The 16,493-nt window shown below is 75.0% G+C and carries 16 protein-coding genes; 8 read left to right on the forward strand and 8 right to left on the reverse strand.

The genetic code is table 11. The features are described from left to right. Positions 1–3: 3 nt before the first annotated feature. Both ACIA6B_RS18760 and ACIA6B_RS18765 read right to left on the reverse strand, forming a co-directional pair. Positions 4–513 carry an NUDIX domain-containing protein gene (locus ACIA6B_RS18760; RefSeq protein ID WP_396774837.1) on the reverse strand — a complete coding sequence of 170 codons (510 nt, stop codon included), beginning with the start codon at positions 511–513 and terminating at the stop codon, positions 4–6. Between the two features lie 93 nt (positions 514–606). Further along, entirely contained in the window at positions 607–1,164 is a 558-nt protein-coding gene (locus ACIA6B_RS18765; protein WP_396774839.1) for an NADAR family protein, read from the reverse strand. Positions 1,165–1,298: 134 nt separating this feature from the next. Here ACIA6B_RS18765 and ACIA6B_RS18770 point away from each other — a divergent pair, with 134 nt between their 5' ends. Genes ACIA6B_RS18770 through ACIA6B_RS18785 form a run of 4 tightly spaced genes read left to right on the forward strand, consistent with a single transcriptional unit; the run spans position 1,299 to position 6,361 of the window. Continuing rightward, positions 1,299–1,985, forward strand: coding sequence for a response regulator transcription factor (locus ACIA6B_RS18770; RefSeq protein WP_396774841.1), 687 nt, complete (start codon positions 1,299–1,301; stop codon positions 1,983–1,985). Beyond that, positions 1,982–3,340 (forward strand): sensor histidine kinase, encoded by a 1,359-nt coding sequence (locus ACIA6B_RS18775; protein WP_396774843.1) that lies wholly within the window; start codon positions 1,982–1,984, stop codon positions 3,338–3,340. The genes ACIA6B_RS18770 and ACIA6B_RS18775 overlap by 4 nt, the downstream gene beginning before the upstream one ends. Positions 3,341–3,395: 55 nt before the next feature. Continuing rightward, positions 3,396–4,109, forward strand: coding sequence for a DUF2993 domain-containing protein (locus ACIA6B_RS18780; protein ID WP_396774844.1), 714 nt, complete (start codon positions 3,396–3,398; stop codon positions 4,107–4,109). Further along, the gene (locus ACIA6B_RS18785) at positions 4,109–6,361 is read left to right on the forward strand and encodes an MMPL family transporter (protein WP_396774846.1); all 2,253 of its coding nucleotides are present in this window, start codon (positions 4,109–4,111) and stop codon (positions 6,359–6,361) included. The genes ACIA6B_RS18780 and ACIA6B_RS18785 overlap by 1 nt, the downstream gene beginning before the upstream one ends. 52 nt (positions 6,362–6,413) lie before the next feature. Here ACIA6B_RS18785 and ACIA6B_RS18790 read toward each other — a convergent pair whose 3' ends face one another. The 4 genes from ACIA6B_RS18790 to ACIA6B_RS18805 form a co-directional block, all read right to left on the reverse strand. After that, positions 6,414–7,088 carry a peptidoglycan recognition family protein gene (locus tag ACIA6B_RS18790; protein WP_107159717.1) on the reverse strand — a complete coding sequence of 225 codons (675 nt, stop codon included), beginning with the start codon at positions 7,086–7,088 and terminating at the stop codon, positions 6,414–6,416. Between the two features lie 68 nt (positions 7,089–7,156). Continuing rightward, complete coding sequence (locus tag ACIA6B_RS18795; RefSeq protein WP_396774849.1) at positions 7,157–7,903, reverse strand: lysozyme; 747 nt, start codon at positions 7,901–7,903, stop codon at positions 7,157–7,159. An 84-nt stretch (positions 7,904–7,987) separates the two neighbouring features. Beyond that, positions 7,988–9,349, reverse strand: coding sequence for a flavin monoamine oxidase family protein (locus ACIA6B_RS18800; RefSeq protein ID WP_396774851.1), 1,362 nt, complete (start codon positions 9,347–9,349; stop codon positions 7,988–7,990). Positions 9,350–9,504: 155 nt separating this feature from the next. After that, a complete protein-coding gene (locus ACIA6B_RS18805; protein ID WP_396774853.1) occupies positions 9,505–9,924 on the reverse strand; it encodes a MarR family winged helix-turn-helix transcriptional regulator in 420 nt (139 codons plus the stop codon). Positions 9,925–10,044: 120 nt separating this feature from the next. Here ACIA6B_RS18805 and ACIA6B_RS18810 point away from each other — a divergent pair, with 120 nt between their 5' ends. Next, positions 10,045–11,796, forward strand: coding sequence for an ABC transporter ATP-binding protein (locus tag ACIA6B_RS18810; RefSeq protein WP_396774854.1), 1,752 nt, complete (start codon positions 10,045–10,047; stop codon positions 11,794–11,796). A gap of 128 nt (positions 11,797–11,924) precedes the next feature. On the opposite strand, the gene ACIA6B_RS18815 is transcribed toward ACIA6B_RS18810, so the two are convergent. Next, positions 11,925–12,719 (reverse strand): hypothetical protein, encoded by a 795-nt coding sequence (locus tag ACIA6B_RS18815; protein ID WP_396774856.1) that lies wholly within the window; start codon positions 12,717–12,719, stop codon positions 11,925–11,927. Between the two features lie 480 nt (positions 12,720–13,199). Between ACIA6B_RS18815 and ACIA6B_RS18820 the strand changes: the two genes are divergently transcribed. After that, positions 13,200–13,748, forward strand: coding sequence for a hypothetical protein (locus tag ACIA6B_RS18820; RefSeq protein WP_396774857.1), 549 nt, complete (start codon positions 13,200–13,202; stop codon positions 13,746–13,748). Between the two features lie 53 nt (positions 13,749–13,801). Here ACIA6B_RS18820 and ACIA6B_RS18825 read toward each other — a convergent pair whose 3' ends face one another. Further along, positions 13,802–14,860, reverse strand: coding sequence for a cobalamin-independent methionine synthase II family protein (locus ACIA6B_RS18825; protein ID WP_396774859.1), 1,059 nt, complete (start codon positions 14,858–14,860; stop codon positions 13,802–13,804). Between the two features lie 216 nt (positions 14,861–15,076). On the opposite strand from ACIA6B_RS18825, the gene ACIA6B_RS18830 reads away from it, so the two are divergent. Together ACIA6B_RS18830 and ACIA6B_RS18835 are read left to right on the forward strand one after the other, a co-directional pair. After that, the gene (locus tag ACIA6B_RS18830; RefSeq protein ID WP_396774861.1) at positions 15,077–15,715 is read left to right on the forward strand and encodes a hypothetical protein; all 639 of its coding nucleotides are present in this window, start codon (positions 15,077–15,079) and stop codon (positions 15,713–15,715) included. 197 nt (positions 15,716–15,912) lie between these two features. Further along, entirely contained in the window at positions 15,913–16,440 is a 528-nt protein-coding gene (locus ACIA6B_RS18835; RefSeq protein WP_396774863.1) for a hypothetical protein, read from the forward strand. The last annotated feature ends 53 nt before the right edge of the window (positions 16,441–16,493 follow it).

Genomic DNA, 16,493 nt, shown 5'->3' on the forward strand with positions numbered 1-16,493 from the left:
TGGTCAGTGCTGGCGCCGGCCCGCCAGGAAGTCGGCGAGCACCCGGGTGTGCGTGGAGAACGCCAGCTCGACCGGCTCGGTGAGCACCAGCCACTCGGTGGCCTCCTCGGTCGGCGCGGACGGCGGCAGGTCGCCGACCGACCGCTCGGGCAGCACGCCGAAGACCATCATGGTGCCGCCGGCCGGCGTGCCGTGCACCGCGAACAGCCGCGCCTCGCCGGCCTCGGCGAGCAGCCCGGTCTCCTCGCGCAGCTCCCGCACCAGCGCCTCCTCCCACTCCTCGCCGAGCTCGATGTAGCCGCCGGGCAGCGCGAGCTGGCCGCGGGCCGGCTCGATGTCGCGGCGGACGACCACCACGCCGAGCCCGTCGGGCGTGCGGACCGGCAGCACCGCCACCGCCACCGGCAGCGGGTTGCGCCACACCGTCTCGCCGCAGGCCGGACAGACGCGGGGCCACCCGGCGTCCGCCGGGTAGGCCGCGCCGCAGAAGGAACAGTGCGAGTACGCGGTCACCACGCGCACGTTACCCGGCCCACCGGCCGCCGAGTGGCCCCGTCGGGTGCGCACCCGGTGCCGGAACCGGTGCCGGAACCGGGCCGGCGGTCGTCACGCCCGGCCCGCCAACTGCTCGCGCGCCTCCATCAGGGCGAAACCGAGCAGGTTCTCGCCCCGCCACGTCGCCGGGTCGGCGGCGCGCGGATCGTCGGCGGTCAGGCCGATGCCCCAGACGCGGTCCGTCGGACTCGCCTCGACCAGCACCCGCTCGCCGGTGCCGAGCAGGAACCGCCGCAACGGCTCGTGCTGGCCGAACTTGGCCACGCTGCCGGCCACGACGACCTCCCGGCGGCGGGCCACCCAGACGGCCTCGTCGAAGTCGCGCACCTGCCGGCCGAGCGCCTTGGCCCGGTGCGGGTGCGTGGCGGCGAGCACCCGCTCGGCCGTCGCGTGGTCGTCGAAGAGGGTGGCCTTGTGCCACATCATCCAGTGCTCGGCGGTGGCGAACTCCCGACCGTCCACGGTGAACGCCGCCGGCCACCACTGGCTCAGGCAGCCGGCGCCGACGCTGCCGTCCCGTTGCGGCCGGTGCCCCCAGAAGTGCAGGTATCTCACCGACCGGCCGGCGTCGAGGGCGGCGGTCAGGTCGGCGACGGATCGGATCGGCATGCCCCGCATCCTGCCTGCCCCCACCGACGTTCCGCACGTCGCTTTCCGGGCCGGCCCGTCGTCTCGCGCGGCGCTGCGGTGAGCTCTGGCTGATTCTCATCGAACTCTCATCGACCTGTGTTCTGCTGGTCCCGATGGGTACGACGGTCCTGGTGGTCGACGACGAGCCGAACATCGTCGACATGGTGGCGACGGTGCTGCGGTTCCACGGCTTCGAGGTGGTGACCGCCGGCACCGCGCGGGACGCCGAGCGGCTGTCCGGCGAACGGCCACCGCACCTGCTGGTGCTGGACGTGCTGCTGCCCGACGGCGACGGGTTCGCGCTCTGCCGCCGCCTGCGCGCCGCCGGGCACCGCTTCGGCATCGTCTTCCTCACCGCCCGCGACGCGCCACGCGACAAGATCGCGGGCTTGACCTGGGGTGGCGACGACTACGTGACCAAGCCGTTCTCGGTCGACGAACTGGTCGCCCGGGTCCGGGCGGTGCTGCGCCGGATCGGCCCCGACGCCGAGGCCGGCGCGGGCCTGCTCCGCTACGCCGACCTGGAGTTGGACGAGGAGACCTGCCAGGCCCGACGCGCCGGCCATCCGCTCGCGCTCTCGCCGACCGAGTTCAAACTGCTGCGCTACCTGATGCTCAACCCCGGGCGGGTCCTCAGCCGCACCCAGATCCTCGAGGCGGTGTGGAGCTACGACTTCGGCGGCGCCTCGAACGTGGTCGACACCTACATCGGTTACCTGCGTCGCAAGCTCGACCCGCTCGGGCCGCCGCTGATCGTCACCCAGCGCGGGTTCGGGTACGCGCTGCGGGCCGGCGGATGAGCCGGTTGCCGCTGCGGCGCAGCCTGCTCACCGGCATGGTGACGCTCACCGCCCTGGCCCTGCTGGTGGCCGGCGTGGTCAGCGTCGCGGGGCTGCGGGCGTACCTGCTGGAACGGACCGACGACCAGCTCCGCGCCGGCGCGGCGCTGGCGACCCAGCGGGTCGGGGTGCTGCTGCGCGAGCCCGGCGGGGTGGCCCGCGCGGTCGTCGCGCCCTCCGACTACCTGGTGGAGATCCGGCACCCGGACGGCACGCTGACCCGGCTCGGCGGGTCGCCGCCGGCCGAGCCGCTGCTGGCCCGGGCGCCCGCGCCGCCCGCCGACGGCGCTCCCGGCCCGGCGACCACGCTCGCCGACGGGGCCTGGCGGGCGGTCACCGTGCGGGCCGGCGAGGCGGTCGTGCTCATCGCGCTCCCGCTCGCCCCGGTACGCGAGACGGTGCGCCGCCTGGTCCTGGTCGAGGCGGCCGGTGGCCTGACCGTGCTGGTGCTGCTCGCCGGCTTCGCCCGGTTGCTGCTGGTACGCGGCCTGCGCCCCCTGGACCGGATCACCGACACGGCGACCGCGATCGCCGGCGGCGACCTGGACCGCCGGGTGCCGGTCGAGGGCAGCGACCGCACCGAGGTGGGCCGGTTGACCCGCGCGGTCGACGGGATGCTCACCCGGCTCCAGTCGGCGATCGCCGCCCGGTCCCGCTCCGAGGACCGGCTGCGCACGTTCGTGGCCGACGCCTCGCACGAGCTGCGGACGCCGCTGACCTCCATCCGCGGCTACCTGCACCTGTTGCGCCGGGACATGGTCGAGCCGGCACGCCGCCCGGAGGTGCTGCGCCGGGGCGACGAGGAGGCGACCCGGATGAGCCGGATCCTCGACGACCTGCTCTACCTGGCCCGGCTCGACGCCGAACCCCGGCTCGACCGCGACCCCGTCGACCTGGCCGAGGTGGCCCGGGAATCGGTCGCCGACGCGCTGGCGGTGCAGCCCGGCCGCCCGCTGCGGGTCGCCGCGCCGGAGGCGGCCCCGGTCCGCGGGGACGCCGACGCGTTGCGCCAGGTGCTCGCGAACCTGCTCGCCAACGTCCGCGCGCACACCCCGGCGGGCACGTCGGCGGTGGTCGAGGTGGGCCGCCGCGAGGGACGGGTCGAGGTACGCGTCCGCGACACCGGGCCGGGGATGACGCCCGAACTGGCCGCCCGCGCGTTCGACAGGTTCAGCCACGGTGGCGCCGGCGGCAGTGGACTGGGTCTGGCCATCGTCGCCGAGATCGTCGCCGCGCACGATGGCGAGCTGGGACTGGACACCGCACCGGGCGCGGGCACCACGGTCTGGTTCCGGCTGCCCGGCGTCGACTCTTGACGTTCTCTCATCCGACTCCGGTCGGACGCCCAGCCGGCCCTGGTGTGCTCGGCGCATGCGTAAACTCACCCGCCGCCGGCTGCTCGCCGGGACGGCGGTCCTGTTCCTCGTCGTGGCGGCGGTGGTCGCCGACCGGGTGACGGCCCGGCTGGTCGCCGGGCGGCTCGCCGACCGGGTCGCCTGCGCGGCCGGGGTGGCCCGGCCCTCGGTCGAGCTGGCCGGCTTCCCGGTGCTGCCCCAGGTGTTCGGCGGCCGGCTGGACCGGCTCCGGGTCGCCGTGGCCGGCGCCCGGGTCGGCGGCCTGCGGGTGGCCCGCGCCGACGCGGACCTGCGGAACGTCCGGACCGGCGACGGGCCGGCGCGGATCGGCGACGTGGCGGTGGCGGTGCTCGTCGGCTACGAGGCGCTGCCCACCGAGGCGGCCGGCCGGACGCTGCGCTACCGCTACGTCGACGGGCTGCTCGGCATCGAGACGCAGCTGTCCGCCGTCCCGGTCACCCTGCTGGCCCGCCCGACGCTGACCGGCGGACGCCTCACCCTCACGCCGACCGAGGTGGAGGTGTTCGGCATCCGGCGGCCGGCCGGCAAGCTGCTCGACCGGCTCGGCGGGGGTCCGGACCTCGGGCGGGACCTGCCCGCCCTGCCGGCCGGCCTGTCCTACCGGGCGGTGACGGCGACCGCCGACGGGCTCCTGGTCCGGGTCGGCGGGCACGATCTCACCCTGCCGGCGGCCGGTGGCCGGGCCGGCGCGCGCTGTGGAGGGGCCTGATGCGGGTCGACGACGGAAGTCCGGTGCACCGGATGCTGGGCGGCCTGGGCCGGTTCTGCGCCCGCCGTCCCCGTACGGTGCTGGCGGCCTGGCTGCTGCTGGCCGTCGCGCTGGTCGGCGCCGCGGCGGTGCTGGGCCGACCGGTCGACAACGACGTGGCACTGCCCGGCAGCGACGCCCAACAGGCCCGGGACCTGCTCGACCGGACCGGGTCGGGCGGCGGCACGGGCGGGCAACTGGTGCTGCGCGTCGACGACGGGCGGCTCGACGACCCGGCCCGCCGGGACGCGCTCGCCCGGGTCATCCACGAGGTCGCCGACGTCCGCCACGTGACAGGCGTCGACGGGCTGAGCGCCGCGGCCGGCACGCTCAGCCCGGACGGGCGGACCGGCTGGTTGACCGTGCGGCTCGACGTGTCACCGCGTCAGGTGGACCGGGCGCTCGCCCGCGCGATCACCGACGCGGCGGCGCCCGCCGGGGCCGCCGGCATCGAGGTCACCCCCGGCGGGGTGCTCGCCTCGGCCGCCGAACGCGGCGGTTCGCGGGACAGCGAGCTGGTCGGCCTGGCCGTCGCCGCGCTGGTCCTGCTGCTCGCCTTCGGTGGCCTGGTCGCCGCCGCGGTGCCACTGGTCACCGCGCTGTTCACACTGGCCTGCGCGGTCAGCGCGGTGGGCCTGGCCGGGCACCTGGTGGCGGTTCCGTCGGTGGCCGGCACGCTGGCCACCATGGTCGGCCTCGGCGTCGGCATCGACTACGCGCTGTTCCTGGTCACCCGGCACCGCCGGCTGCTGGCCGAGGGCGTGCCGCCGGCCGAGGCGGTCGCCCGCAGCGTCGCCGGTTCGGGCAGCGCGGTCGTGTTCGCCGGGGGGACGGTGGTGGTCGCGCTCGGTGGACTGGCGGTGGCCGGGGTGCCGATCCTCGGCACGCTCGGCTGGACCACCGGCCTGGTGGTGGTCGTCGCGGTGGCCGGCGCGGTGACGCTGCTGCCGGCGCTGCTGGCGCTGCTCGGGCACCGGATCGACCGGCTGCGCATCCGCCGCCGGCGCCCGGCCCCGCCGCCCCCCACGGGCGCCCGGACCGGTGGCGACCCCGGCGGCGGCCCCGTCGCCGGGACGGACAGCCGGACCGGTGGCGACCCTGGCGGCGGCCCCGTCGCCGGGGCGGGCCGGACGACCGGGTGGGCCCGGCAGGCTGACCGGGTCACCCGCCGGCCGTGGCGTTGGGCGCTGCTCGCGCTGCTCCTGCTCGGCGTGCTCGCCGCGCCCGCACTCGACCTGCGGCTGGGCCAGGTGGACGCGGGCGACGAGCCGGTCGGCACCGCCGGGCGGACCAGCTACGACCGCCTCGCGGCCGGCTTCGGGCCGGGCGTGAACGGACCGTTGACGGTGGTCGCCGAGTTGACGCCGCCGGCCGGTTCCGGGGCCGACCCCCGGGTCACCGGGCTGACCGCCCGGGTGGCCGGCACCGCAGGCGTCGCCCGGGTCAGCCCGGTCCGGCTCGCCGACGACGGGCGGACCGTGGCGCTGACCGCGTACCCGCGCACGGCGCCGAGCGATCCGGCCACCGCGGCGCTCGTGCGGACGCTGCGGACCGCGGACGTGCCGGGCGCGGCCGTGCACGTGGGCGGCGCGACCGCCACCCGGGTCGACCTCGCCGACCGGGTGGGGGCGCGGATGCCGTGGGTCATCGCGGTGGTGGTCGGACTGTCCACCGTGCTGCTGTACGCGGCCTTCCGGGCGCCTGTCGTCGCGGTCAAGGCGGCGGTGATGAACCTGGTCTCGATCGGGGCCGCGTACGGGGTGCTGACCGCGGTCTTCGCCTGGGGCTGGGGCGTCGGGTTGACCGGCCTGTCCGGCCCGGTGCCGGTGGAGAGCTACCTGCCGATGATGCTGTTCGCGCTGCTGTTCGGGCTCTCCATGGACTACGAGGTGTTCCTGCTGACCGCCGTGCAGGAGTCCTGGCGGGCCACCGGCGACAACCGGGTGGCGGTCCGCGCGGGGCTGGCCGGCACCGGCCGGGTGATCACCTCGGCCGCGCTGATCATGGTGACCGTCTTCGCCGGCTTCGTGCTCCAGGACGACCCGGTGATCAAGATGTTCGGTCTCGGCATGGCGGTGGCCGTCGCGGTCGACGCCACTGTGGTGCGGGGCCTGCTGGTGCCGGCCACCATGGCCCTGCTCGGCCGGGCGAACTGGTGGCGACCCGGCCGGCGGAGCCGAGTGGGCGAGCGCCTGGCGGGTCCGTCGAGTTGAGCGGGGCCCCTTCCTCTACCGAATGCGTCAAGAAGGGCCCCCGCCTTACCTCTCAGGCGCCGAGCCGGCCGGCGACGGTACGCCGCAGCTCGGGCAGCCGGTCGTGCAGCAGGCCGGGACACTGGGTCGAGTTGAAGTCCTTGTGCCCGTAGATCTCGGTGGGCGCGATGCCGTACTGCTGGCAGGTGAACGCGCAGAACCAGACCAGGCTGTCCCAGAGCGCCTGCGGCGGCTGCACGTCGAGGTAGATGCCGTCGTTCTCGATGCCGATGGCCTGGCTGTTCTGCCCGACGCAGTGGGCGCCCTGCACCATGCTCTGCCCGTGCAGCAGCCCGTACAGGCTGCCGTGCCGGCCCTCGGTCAGGTAGCCGCCCCGGCTGTTGGTGAAGTGCTGCCCGGAGTCGAGCCAGCCGTTGCTGTCCATGTGCAGGTTCTGGATGTCGCGCGAGTTCCGGTACGCCTGGGCGAGGCTGTAGTCGGTGGTGTTCGGGAACGCGGTGTGATGAATGATGATCTTGTTGGGTCGGCTCTGCACCACGCTCACCGGCGACGAGGGGGGCCGGGCGCCCCAGGTCGCGCAGTTGGCGATGGTCGGCTGGTCGACCCGGGTGGCGGCGGCCCGGGCGTCGCGGCCGGCGCCGACCTGGGTCAGCGCGCCGGCGCCGGCGGCGGCGCCGAGCAGGACCGCGCCGCGCAGCACGGCCCGCCGGGGGAGAGGAACGGACATGAGGGCCTCCTCGTCGGGTTCGGACACGGCGGCGGGGCGGGCCGCAGCGACCCGCCCCGCCGGTGGGGTCAGCAGGTGCCGTTGCAGGCCAGCACGCGGAGCCGGTCCAGCGTGCCGTTCCAGACGTTCTGGTCACCCGGGAACACGCCGGAGGAGGACCACTGCCAGAACGAGTACGTGCCCCAGCCGGCCGGCAGCGTGCCGACGCTGCTGGAGTACCGGGCGATCCACAGCGGGTTGTTGGCCGCGAACTGCGACGTGTTGCCGGTGCAGGTGCTCCACCAGTCGGTGGTGGTGTAGATGGTGGCCCACCGGCCGGTGCGCGCGTAGTACTGGTTGACGAACGAGGCGATCCAGCTCCGCATCGACGCCTGGCTCAGCCCGTAGCAGGTGGCGCCGTACGGGTTGTACTCGATGTCGAGCGCGCCGGGCAGCGTCCGGCCGTCCCGCGACCAGCCGCCGCCGTGGTCGACGAAGTAGTTCGCCTGGGTCGCGCCGGTGGTGGTGTCCGGCCGGGCGAAGTGGTAGGACCCGCGGATCATCCCGACGTTGTAGGAGCCGTTGTACTGCTGGGCGAAGTACGGGTTGGTGTAGTACGTGCCCTCGGTCGCCTTGACGTACGCGAACCGGGCGCCGTTGGCCCAGGCGCCGGACCAGTTCACGTTGCCCTGGTAGCTGGAGACGTCCATGCCGGGCAGGCCGGCCGGGGCGGCCTGGGCGGGCGCGGCGCCGGCCAGGGCCGCGGCGGCGGCGGTGACGGTGGCGAGCAGGGCGGCGCCGGCCGCGCGCAGCGCCGATCGCAGGTGACGGTGCATCTTTCCTCCCTGGGGGTTGCCGCCTCGCGGCGGCGGGAGTACGAAAGGAACTGTCAACATTAGGTCACAGTGCGGAGAAACTTTTCAAGAGACGCATCGAAGATTTTCTTTGGATCCGGGTCGGTCGAGGCTGCCGAGCGCCTCGGCGGCGGCCCGCTCGCCGGCGGTCACCGCGCCCTCCAGGTAGCCGCTCCACCGGGTCGCGGTCTCCGTCCCGGCCCAGTGCACCCGGCCCACCGGCGCGCGCAGCTCCGGGCCGTAGTCACACCAGGAGCCGGGCGACACCATGCCGCAGAAGCAGCCCCGGGTCCACGGGTCGGCCGACCAGTCGTACTCGACGAGGTCCACCGGCTCGGCGGCGGCCGGGCCGAACAGCGCGGCCAGCGCGTCCCGCAACGCGGCCCGGCGCGCCCCGTCCGACAGCCGGCGCAGCGCCCGCGCCTGCGCGCCGTAGCTGAACGCGGTGAGCACCCCGCCCGGCGAGCCGGGCAGCGAGTTGTCCACCGTCTCGGTGAGCGGCCCGGTGTCCGTGGTGGCCACCCCGGAGCGACCGTCGGCCCGCCAGAACGGCTCCGGATAGCGCGCGTGCACCTTGACCGCCGCGCCCATCGGCATCCGCTGGGACAGGCCGTCGCGCAGCGCCGGCAGCGGCGGGTCGTACCGGATCCGGCCGGCCAGCGCCGGGGCCACCGCCACCACAACCGCGTCGCCGTGGTGCGCCTGACCGCCGGCGAGGACCCGGACGCCGGTGGCGTCCTGGGCGATCGCGTCCACCGGCGCGGCGAGGCGCAGCCGACCCGGCGGCAGCGCGTCGGCCATCCGCTGCGCCAGCGCCGCCGGTCCGCCGACGATCCGGTCCTGCTGCGCGCCGCCGGCCATGCCGAGCAGCGATCCGACGCCGCCGCCGCTGCGCAGGTAGAAAAGCATCTGCAACAGCGACACCTCGGCCGGCGAGGCGGCCAGCAGCCCACCGGCCAGCAGCCGGCCGGCGTACCGGGCGGTGACCGGATCGGGCGCGGTGGCGGCGAGCCACCCGCCGAGCGTGGTCCGGTCCCACTCCGCCGCCCCGGCGGCCCGCCACGGCGCGACCGGGTCGACCCCGGCCGCCAGCGCGTCCAGCGTGTCGAGCAGCCCGGCCAGCCCGGCCGGCGGCCCGGCCACCGGCACGCCGTCGAGCACCAGCGTCGGCGCGCCGGTGGCCGGCGACGGGAACGTCTCCAGGCCGTACGCGGCGACCAGCGCGTACATCCGGTCCTGGGTGGGGCCGATCCACTGCGCGCCGAGGTCGAGCCAGCCACCGCCGGGCAGCGGTCGGCTCAGCGTCCGGCCGCCCACCCGGTCCCGGGCCTCCAGCACCAGCGACCGCCCGCCGGCCGCCTCGACCGCGAGCGCGCAGGTCAGCCCCGAGAACCCCGCCCCCACCACGATCACCCGGCCGTCGCCCACGGCCGGGCATACCCGGATCCCGGCGGGAATCCCGCCCGCCCGCGTGTCGAGACCGGTGTCCGCCGTTCGTGTGAAAGGGTGGAGGGCGGCAGGGGGTCGCCCGTGCCGATCGAGGTCCGGCCGTTTTAGGGCGAGGGATGACCGCGGTGGCGGCGCTACTCGTCGCGCAGCCGGCGCAGGATCCGGGTCAGCTCCGCCCGGTCGCCCGGGTCGAGCGCGCCGAAGAACCGTTCCGCCTCGGTGGCCCGGGCCGCCCGGATGGCGGCGCCGACCCGTTCGCCCTCGGCGGTGGGCGCGACGAGCGTGGCCCGCCGGTCGCCCGGATCGGGCCGCCGCTCGACCAGGCCGCGCTCCTGGAGGCCGTCGACCACCTCGGTGGCCGAGCGGGGCGCGATGTGCAGGTGTTCGGCGAGCGCGCCGGGGCGCAACGCGCCGTGCCGCAGCAGGATGCCGAGCGCCCGCGCCTGCCCCGGGCTGACCTCCCACGGCTCCAGCGCGCGCTTGGTCTGGTGGCGCAGCCGTCGGGCCACCGCCCAGAACGTCTCGGCCGGGCTCTCCTCGTCGCTGCCGCTCACCCGGAATACGGTAGCAGTCGATCCTGTTGTTCCCTCATGATGAGGTAACCTCAGCATTACCCCCGACGAAGGAGCACCCCCTTGGATCGCATCCCCGACGGCCGCGGAGCCGGCCGAACCGTGTCCCCCGCCGAGAAGGCACAGGCCCGCGACGTGTCGCTACGCCGCATCGGCGGCCTCTTCACCGCCCACCGCGGCCCGCTCGCCGCCGTGGTGGCGATCATCGTGGCGTCGTCGATCATCGCGATGGCCTCGCCGTTCCTGCTGCGTACCGTGATCGACCGGGCCCTGCCCGACCGCGACCTGACGCTGCTGGCCTGGCTGGTCGCGGCCATGATCGCGGTGGCCGCCGTCACCGCCGTGCTCGGCGTCGTCCAGACCTGGATCTCCACCCGCGTCGGCCAGGAGGTCATGCACCGACTGCGCACCGACGTCTTCGCCCACCTCCAGCGGCAGTCGATCGGCTTCTTCGTGCGTACCCGCACCGGCGAGGTGCAGTCGCGCATCACCAACGACATCGGCGGCATGCAGTCGGTGGTCACCTCCACCGCCACCTCCATCGCCGCCAACCTCACCACCGTGGTCGCCACCACCGTCGCCATGGTGGCGCTGAGCTGGCGACTCACGCTCGTCTCGGTGATCGTCCTGCCGCCCGCGCTCTGGCTCACCCGCCGCGTCGCCCGGCTGCGCCGGGAGATCACCGCCCGGCGCCAGCGCGAGCTGGCCGACCTCACCGTCACCATCGAGGAGGGGTTGTCGGTCAGCGGCGTCCGGCTGGCCAAGACGCTCGGCACCGGCGCCGCGCTCGTCGACCGGTTCACCGCCTCCTCGGCCCGCCTGGTCGACCTGGAGCTGCGCTCCGAGCTGGCCGGCCGCTGGCGGATGGCCGCCATGACCGTGGTCTTCGCCGCCATCCCCGCCGTGATCTACCTCGGCGCCGGCCTGCCCGGCACCGCCGGCACGCTCACCATCGGCACGCTCGTCGCGTTCACCGCGTTGCAGGGCAACCTGTTCCGCCCGCTGATGGGCCTGCTCAACGTCGGTGTCACGTTGACCGCCTCGCTCGCGTTGTTCGCCCGCATCTTCGAGTACCTCGACCTGCCGGTCGAGGTCGCCGAGCCGGCCCGCCCGACGCCGCTGGACCCGGCCACGGTCCGCGGCCACCTGCGCGTCGAGGACGTCACGTTCAGCTACCCGGGCAGCGACACCGCCGCGCTGGCCGGCGTCACCCTGGACGTGCCGGCCGGCACCAGCCTGGCCCTGGTCGGCGAGACCGGCTCCGGCAAGAGCACCCTCGCCGCCCTGATCAGCCGCCTGCACGACCCGGACGCCGGCCGGATCACCATCGACGGCGTCGACCTGCGCGACCTGCGCCTGGCCGACCTGGCCGCCGTCGTGGGCGTGGTCAGCCAGGAGACGTACCTGCTGCACGCCACCGTGCGGGACAACCTGCGGTACGCCCGGCCGGACGCCACCGACGCCGAGATCGAGGCCGCCGCCCGCGCCGCCCGGATCCACGACCTGATCGCCGCGCTGCCCGACGGGTACGACACCATGGTCGGCTCCCGTGGCCACCGCTTCTCCGGCGGCGAGCAGCAGCGCCTGGCCATCGCCCGGACACTGCTGCGCGACCCGCGGATCCTGGTGCTCGACGAGGCGACAAGCGCGCTGGACACCGAGACCGAACGCGCGGTGCAGCGGGCCCTGGACGAGTTGGCCCGGGGCCGGACCGTGGTGACCATCGCGCACCGCCTCTCCACGGTGCGCGACGCCGACCGGATCGCCGTGCTCGACCACGGCCGCATCGTCGAGTCCGGCACCCACACCACCCTGCTCGACCACCAGGGCCGCTACGCCACCCTGGTCGGCTGACCCCGCCCCGCCCGCCCCCGCCCTTGGCCCTCGTCGATCTTGCAGATACTGCCCCCCTGAACCACATCAAGTCCGACTTTCCCGGGGCCGTAAGTGCAAGATCGCGGGAGTGGGGTCACGGGTCACGGTCACGGGTCAGGGGTGGGTGGGGGTAGCAGGGGGTTCAGCGGCATGAACATCTCCGCCGGGGCGTCCGGCCGCGGGCCGCGTCGGGGCGGCGCCGGTCGGGCCGCGGCGCGCCCCGTGCCGCCGGGGGGTCGCTCCGGCTCCGTCGCGTCGGGTGGGGGCGGGTCGCGCCGGTGGCGTTCCGCGGCGTACTCGGCGCGTCGGCGGGCCAGGTCGCGTTCGCACTCCAGCGCGATGCGCTGCTCCCAGTACGGCTGGAGCAGCCGGCGGACCCGTTCGTCCAGGTGCACCGTCACGTCGGGCTCGCAGGTGAACGTCACGTCGCCCCGCGCGTACGCCCAGGGTGGTGGATCGTGCTCGGCGAGCGCCGCGGTCAGCGCGGCGAGCAGGTCGCGCGGACGGTGCGGCGGCACCTCCGCCGCGCAGCGGACCGCCAGCCGGTGCAGCCGTTGCGTCGCCTGCGGCTGAAAATAGTCGACGTACCAGCCGAACAGTTCCGGCCGGGCGGTCTCCGACGACCAGGTGTAGGTGGCCCGGACCCCGAACACGTAGACCTGGCCCTGGGCCGGCACCACCAACTGCTCCGGTTGCCGCCGGTCGACGGTGGTCACCGGCGTAGCCGGCTCCTCGGTCCACCACAGGCCGCGCAGCGCGGGCTGCGCGCCGGCCCAGAACCGCCGGACGCGCCGGCGCGCCGCGTCACCGAGCGCCCGGGCCCGCCCGGCCCAGCGCCGCCGGGCGCCGACAGGTGTGCCGGGGCCCGGTCGCCGGCCGGTCGGGCCGGGATCCGGTGGCATCGCCGTCATCGCACCCCTCTCCGCCGGACGGCAGCCGGCCGCCCGGCCGTCGTGCGGCGGCGGGTCGGTCGGGTGAGGGGTGTCCCGGAGTCAACCTAACAACCGGGTACGGCCGGAGTGGGCAGCCGCGCGGGCGGGCCGAGGCTCGCGTTCGTCCGATCGGACGACGTGTCGGATAGTCCGATCGACGGGACTTGCCGCCGGGTCTGTTAACGTGCTCAATGCGGTCGGTCCCGTCAACGGGACCGACCGTCCAGACCGGACCGTGATCTCAGGGTGATGTCTTGATTCCGCTAGGTCGCGCTTCGTAGCGTGAGGCTTCCGCAAACCCCTCGGGTGGTGGGGCGCCACCGACGGCTGCGGCCGGTCCGTGGGGTGCGAATGCTGATCGCCGGAGCCGTGCCGGTCACGACCGTCATGGCGTGGTCGCGTGCCGACGAGCCGACGTCCGCCGGGCCGGGCGCGGGAGGGACTGAACGCATGGGCGTGGAAGCGCGCCGGGCCGCCGGACGGACCATCGAATTCCTCAGGTCGCTCGCCGAGCGGCAGTACGACCGGGTGTGGACCCCGGACTTCCTCACCCTCACCCCCGACGTGCAGGGTTTCGTGGTGTACCACCAGGGTGGGCTGGTCCTGGTCTACGGCGCGGTGGTCCAGGGCGACCCGACGCGCTGGTTCTTCCAGATGGCGTGCGCGCCCGGCGCGGACGTCGCCGACATCTCCGGCGCGATGACCTGGGCGAACATCCGCAACCGGCTGGCCGACACCGGGCGCTACTACTGCGTGGTGAAGGCCGACCAGAGCGCCTGCCACGTGGTGTTCACGCTCGACGTGTGGAGTCCGCTGCTGGAGGACGTGACCGCGCCCGAGGCGCAGGCCGTCCGCGACCTGCTCGACGGCGCGCTCGCGGTGTGCGTGCACAACGCCACGGCCGACTTCCGGGACCTGTCCGCCTACCTCCCGGCGGCCCGGCCGCTCAACCCGACCGAGGTCGACGCCTGGACCCTGTTCGCCTGCACGCAGGACTGACCGGGAATCCCGGCCCTGGTCGCGGACGGTCCGGTGCGGGTCGTCGCCGACGGTCAGAGCCGCTCGGCGGCCAGGGCCGTACCCTCGATCCGGGCCCGTACCTTCGCGAATGCCGTCTCCCGGGACGTCGACACGTCATCGCCGAACGGCGCGAACCCGCAGTCGTCGCAGGTACCCAGCCGCTGGGGCCCGAGGTGCTCGGCGGCCAGAAGCACCCGGTCGCGCACCTGCGCGGGAGTCTCGACCCGCGGGTCGATCGGGTCCGTGACGCCGACGAAAACTCGTTGTCCGGGCCGGGCGTGCGCCGCGATCGTCGCGAGTACCCGCTTCGGGTCCGGCTCGCTCGCGAGCTGCACGTAGAACCGGCCCGCGTTGAGCGCGAACAGGCCCGGCAGGAGTTCGGCATAGTCAACGTCGAGGCTGTGCGTCGAGTCGCGGTCCCCACCCGGGCAGGTGTGCACCCCGATCCGCGCCCGCTGCGCGTCCGTGAACCGGTCGAGCACCCGGTTGTTGAGCGCCACGAACGACTCCAGCAACCCCTTGGACGGATCGAGCTTCACCGACAGCCGGCCCTCGGTGAAGTCGAGCTGAACCGAGTCCGCGCCGGCGTCGAGCGCCGTACGGATGTCCGCCTCGGCCTCGTTGACGAGGTCGTCGAGGAACGCCTCCCGGTCGTACCCGGCGATGCCGTCCGCCGGGTACAGCAGGCTCAGCGCGGACGGCGCGATGACGGCCTGCTTGACCGGCACCGTCGCGTACCGCTGCGCGCCTCGCAGGTACTCCACCGACCGCACCGCGTACCGGAACGGCCCCTCGGTCAGCCTCGGCAGCTGCCGGGTGTGGCCGTCCGCGAACGGGATCACGACGCCGTCGGGCGCCAGGTTGGTGAGCCCGGCGAGCGGGTACGTCGCGAAGCTGGGCTTGCGCTGCTCGCCGTCGGTCACCACCGGCGACCCGAGCGCCACCAGCCGCGTGATCGTGTCCCGAACCGCCTCGTCGTACCGCGTCCCGAGTTCGTCGGCGCCGATCCGGCCGGCCGCGTGGTCGGCGACGGCGGCCAGCAGTTCGGGCGAGCGGGGGATGCTGCCGATCGGTTCGGTCGGGATCATCATCCGGGCACGATAAGGCACGGTCGTTGCCGGTACGTTCTTCGGAATTGCGCTCCGCGTTTCCGTTAGACGCCTCGACCCGGAGGCGTGCGCCGCCGGCGCCCCGGGCGTCGTAGCCCAGGTGCGCCGCCGCCCGATCGGCTTCGCGGCCCGGTGATCGCAGCTCGGGGAACCAGCGATAGCGTGGTCGGCCGGACGGGATCGGCGGGCGGGGGATCGATGAGCGTGCTGGGAAGCCTCGGGACGCAACTGCCGGCTCTGCTCGGCGTCCTGATCGGTACGGCGGGCACGATGCTCGCCACCGGCCTGAACGAGCGGACCCGGTGGCGCCGGAGCCAGACCGTCCGGTGGGACGAGCGGCGTCTCGACGCGTACGTGGAGCTGACGAAGGCGGTCAAGGAGATCCACGCCGTGGCGACCCAGATGCTCGGCGAGCACCGTCCCGGGGCGCGGCGGCCGGCGCTCGACCACCACGAGGGAGTGGCCCGACTGGCCGAGGCGGACGTCCGGCACACGTTGGCGTGGGAGTCGGTGCTGCTGCTCGGTGACGAGGCGACGGTCCGGGCCGCGGCCGAGTGGCGGCACGCGGTCCGCGACATCGAGTCGGCGGCCCGGGACCTGCCCCGGCCGCCGACGGACGTGCCCGGCATGGTCCATCGGGCCGACCTGGGGCGTGACCGGTTCTACCGAGCCGCCCGGGAGAGCCTGGGTGTTCGCGGGGGTTCGGTGGAGCAGGTGCGGCACCTGCTCCCGAAGCCTGGTCGGCCGGAGCCGGCGGCCTTGGCGTCCCGCGGCCCGCGGGACCGAGACCCGGGCCAGCCGGCAGACTCCCACGATCAACCCCGTCCGTCTGCCTGACGGTCCTCGGCGCTCGGACCCGGTCGTCACTGCCGCCTGATCGGGCGGCCCGGGTCGCCGTCGAGGCCGGTCGGGTCGGCCGATCAGGCGCGGTGGCCCGCGAGCGCGCCGTTGATTGCGGCCCGGCAACCGATCCCGCCGACCGTCCATCGTGGTCGGATCAAGGTCCGCTCCGCCGTCGAGGAAGGGAAACACCCATGAGCCGGAACAGTCCCGCGCTCGGCTTCCTGCTGTGTCTGCTGATCGGGGGTGCTCCGCTCCTGCTCGGCGTCATGGCGGCCCGTCGCGGCAAGCGGAGACTGCGCGCCGCCCCCACGTCTGCGGGCGCCGCGCCGCTCGTGACGTTCGAGGGGTTCACCGCCGGCCTCGGCGCCCGCGCCGACGCCAGCCGGATCCACGCGGTGATGCGGGTCTTCGCCGACCACCTCGCCGTGACGCGCAGCCTGATGGCCGGCGGACGGCTGGTGACGGACCGGCTCGCCGCCGGCGACATCCTGTCGGCGCGCGAGGACGAGTTCCACATGACGGGGCTCGCGGGAGCCGTCGCCGACCGCAACGTCCGGCATCCGGTGAGCCGCCTCCTGGGGGCGTCCAACATGCTCCCGGGTGTCCTGCTGCGCACCCGCCGGGGTGACCTCGTGTTCGTGGTCGAGCGGAAGGACCAGATCCGCCGTCGGGAGGTGTACCTGGCGGTCTGCGCCCTGATCGGCCAGCAGCCGCGGTGACGGGCAGCGCGGATCGATGGTTCGCCCGGACTTGCGACCCGAGGCGGGACCGC

This window comes from Micromonospora sp. NPDC051141, from assembly GCF_044455765.1.
GTDB lineage: Bacteria > Actinomycetota > Actinomycetes > Mycobacteriales > Micromonosporaceae > Micromonospora.

Excerpts from the sequence above, each read along its gene's own strand:
- ACIA6B_RS18830 (WP_396774861.1), top strand. The coding sequence starts at position 15,077 with ATGAGCGTGCTGGGAAGCCTCGGGACGCAACTGCCGGCTCTGCTCGGC.
- ACIA6B_RS18785 (WP_396774846.1), top strand. The coding sequence starts at position 4,109 with ATGCGGGTCGACGACGGAAGTCCGGTGCACCGGATGCTGGGCGGCCTG.
- ACIA6B_RS18775 (WP_396774843.1), top strand. The coding sequence starts at position 1,982 with ATGAGCCGGTTGCCGCTGCGGCGCAGCCTGCTCACCGGCATGGTGACG.
- ACIA6B_RS18780 (WP_396774844.1), top strand. The coding sequence starts at position 3,396 with ATGCGTAAACTCACCCGCCGCCGGCTGCTCGCCGGGACGGCGGTCCTG.
- ACIA6B_RS18815 (WP_396774856.1), bottom strand. The coding sequence starts at position 12,719 with ATGCCACCGGATCCCGGCCCGACCGGCCGGCGACCGGGCCCCGGCACA.
- ACIA6B_RS18795 (WP_396774849.1), bottom strand. The coding sequence starts at position 7,903 with ATGCACCGTCACCTGCGATCGGCGCTGCGCGCGGCCGGCGCCGCCCTG.
- ACIA6B_RS18820 (WP_396774857.1), top strand. The coding sequence starts at position 13,200 with ATGGGCGTGGAAGCGCGCCGGGCCGCCGGACGGACCATCGAATTCCTC.
- ACIA6B_RS18825 (WP_396774859.1), bottom strand. The coding sequence starts at position 14,860 with ATGATGATCCCGACCGAACCGATCGGCAGCATCCCCCGCTCGCCCGAA.
- ACIA6B_RS18770 (WP_396774841.1), top strand. The coding sequence starts at position 1,299 with ATGGGTACGACGGTCCTGGTGGTCGACGACGAGCCGAACATCGTCGAC.
- ACIA6B_RS18790 (WP_107159717.1), bottom strand. The coding sequence starts at position 7,088 with ATGTCCGTTCCTCTCCCCCGGCGGGCCGTGCTGCGCGGCGCGGTCCTG.
- ACIA6B_RS18765 (WP_396774839.1), bottom strand. The coding sequence starts at position 1,164 with ATGCCGATCCGATCCGTCGCCGACCTGACCGCCGCCCTCGACGCCGGC.
- ACIA6B_RS18835 (WP_396774863.1), top strand. The coding sequence starts at position 15,913 with ATGAGCCGGAACAGTCCCGCGCTCGGCTTCCTGCTGTGTCTGCTGATC.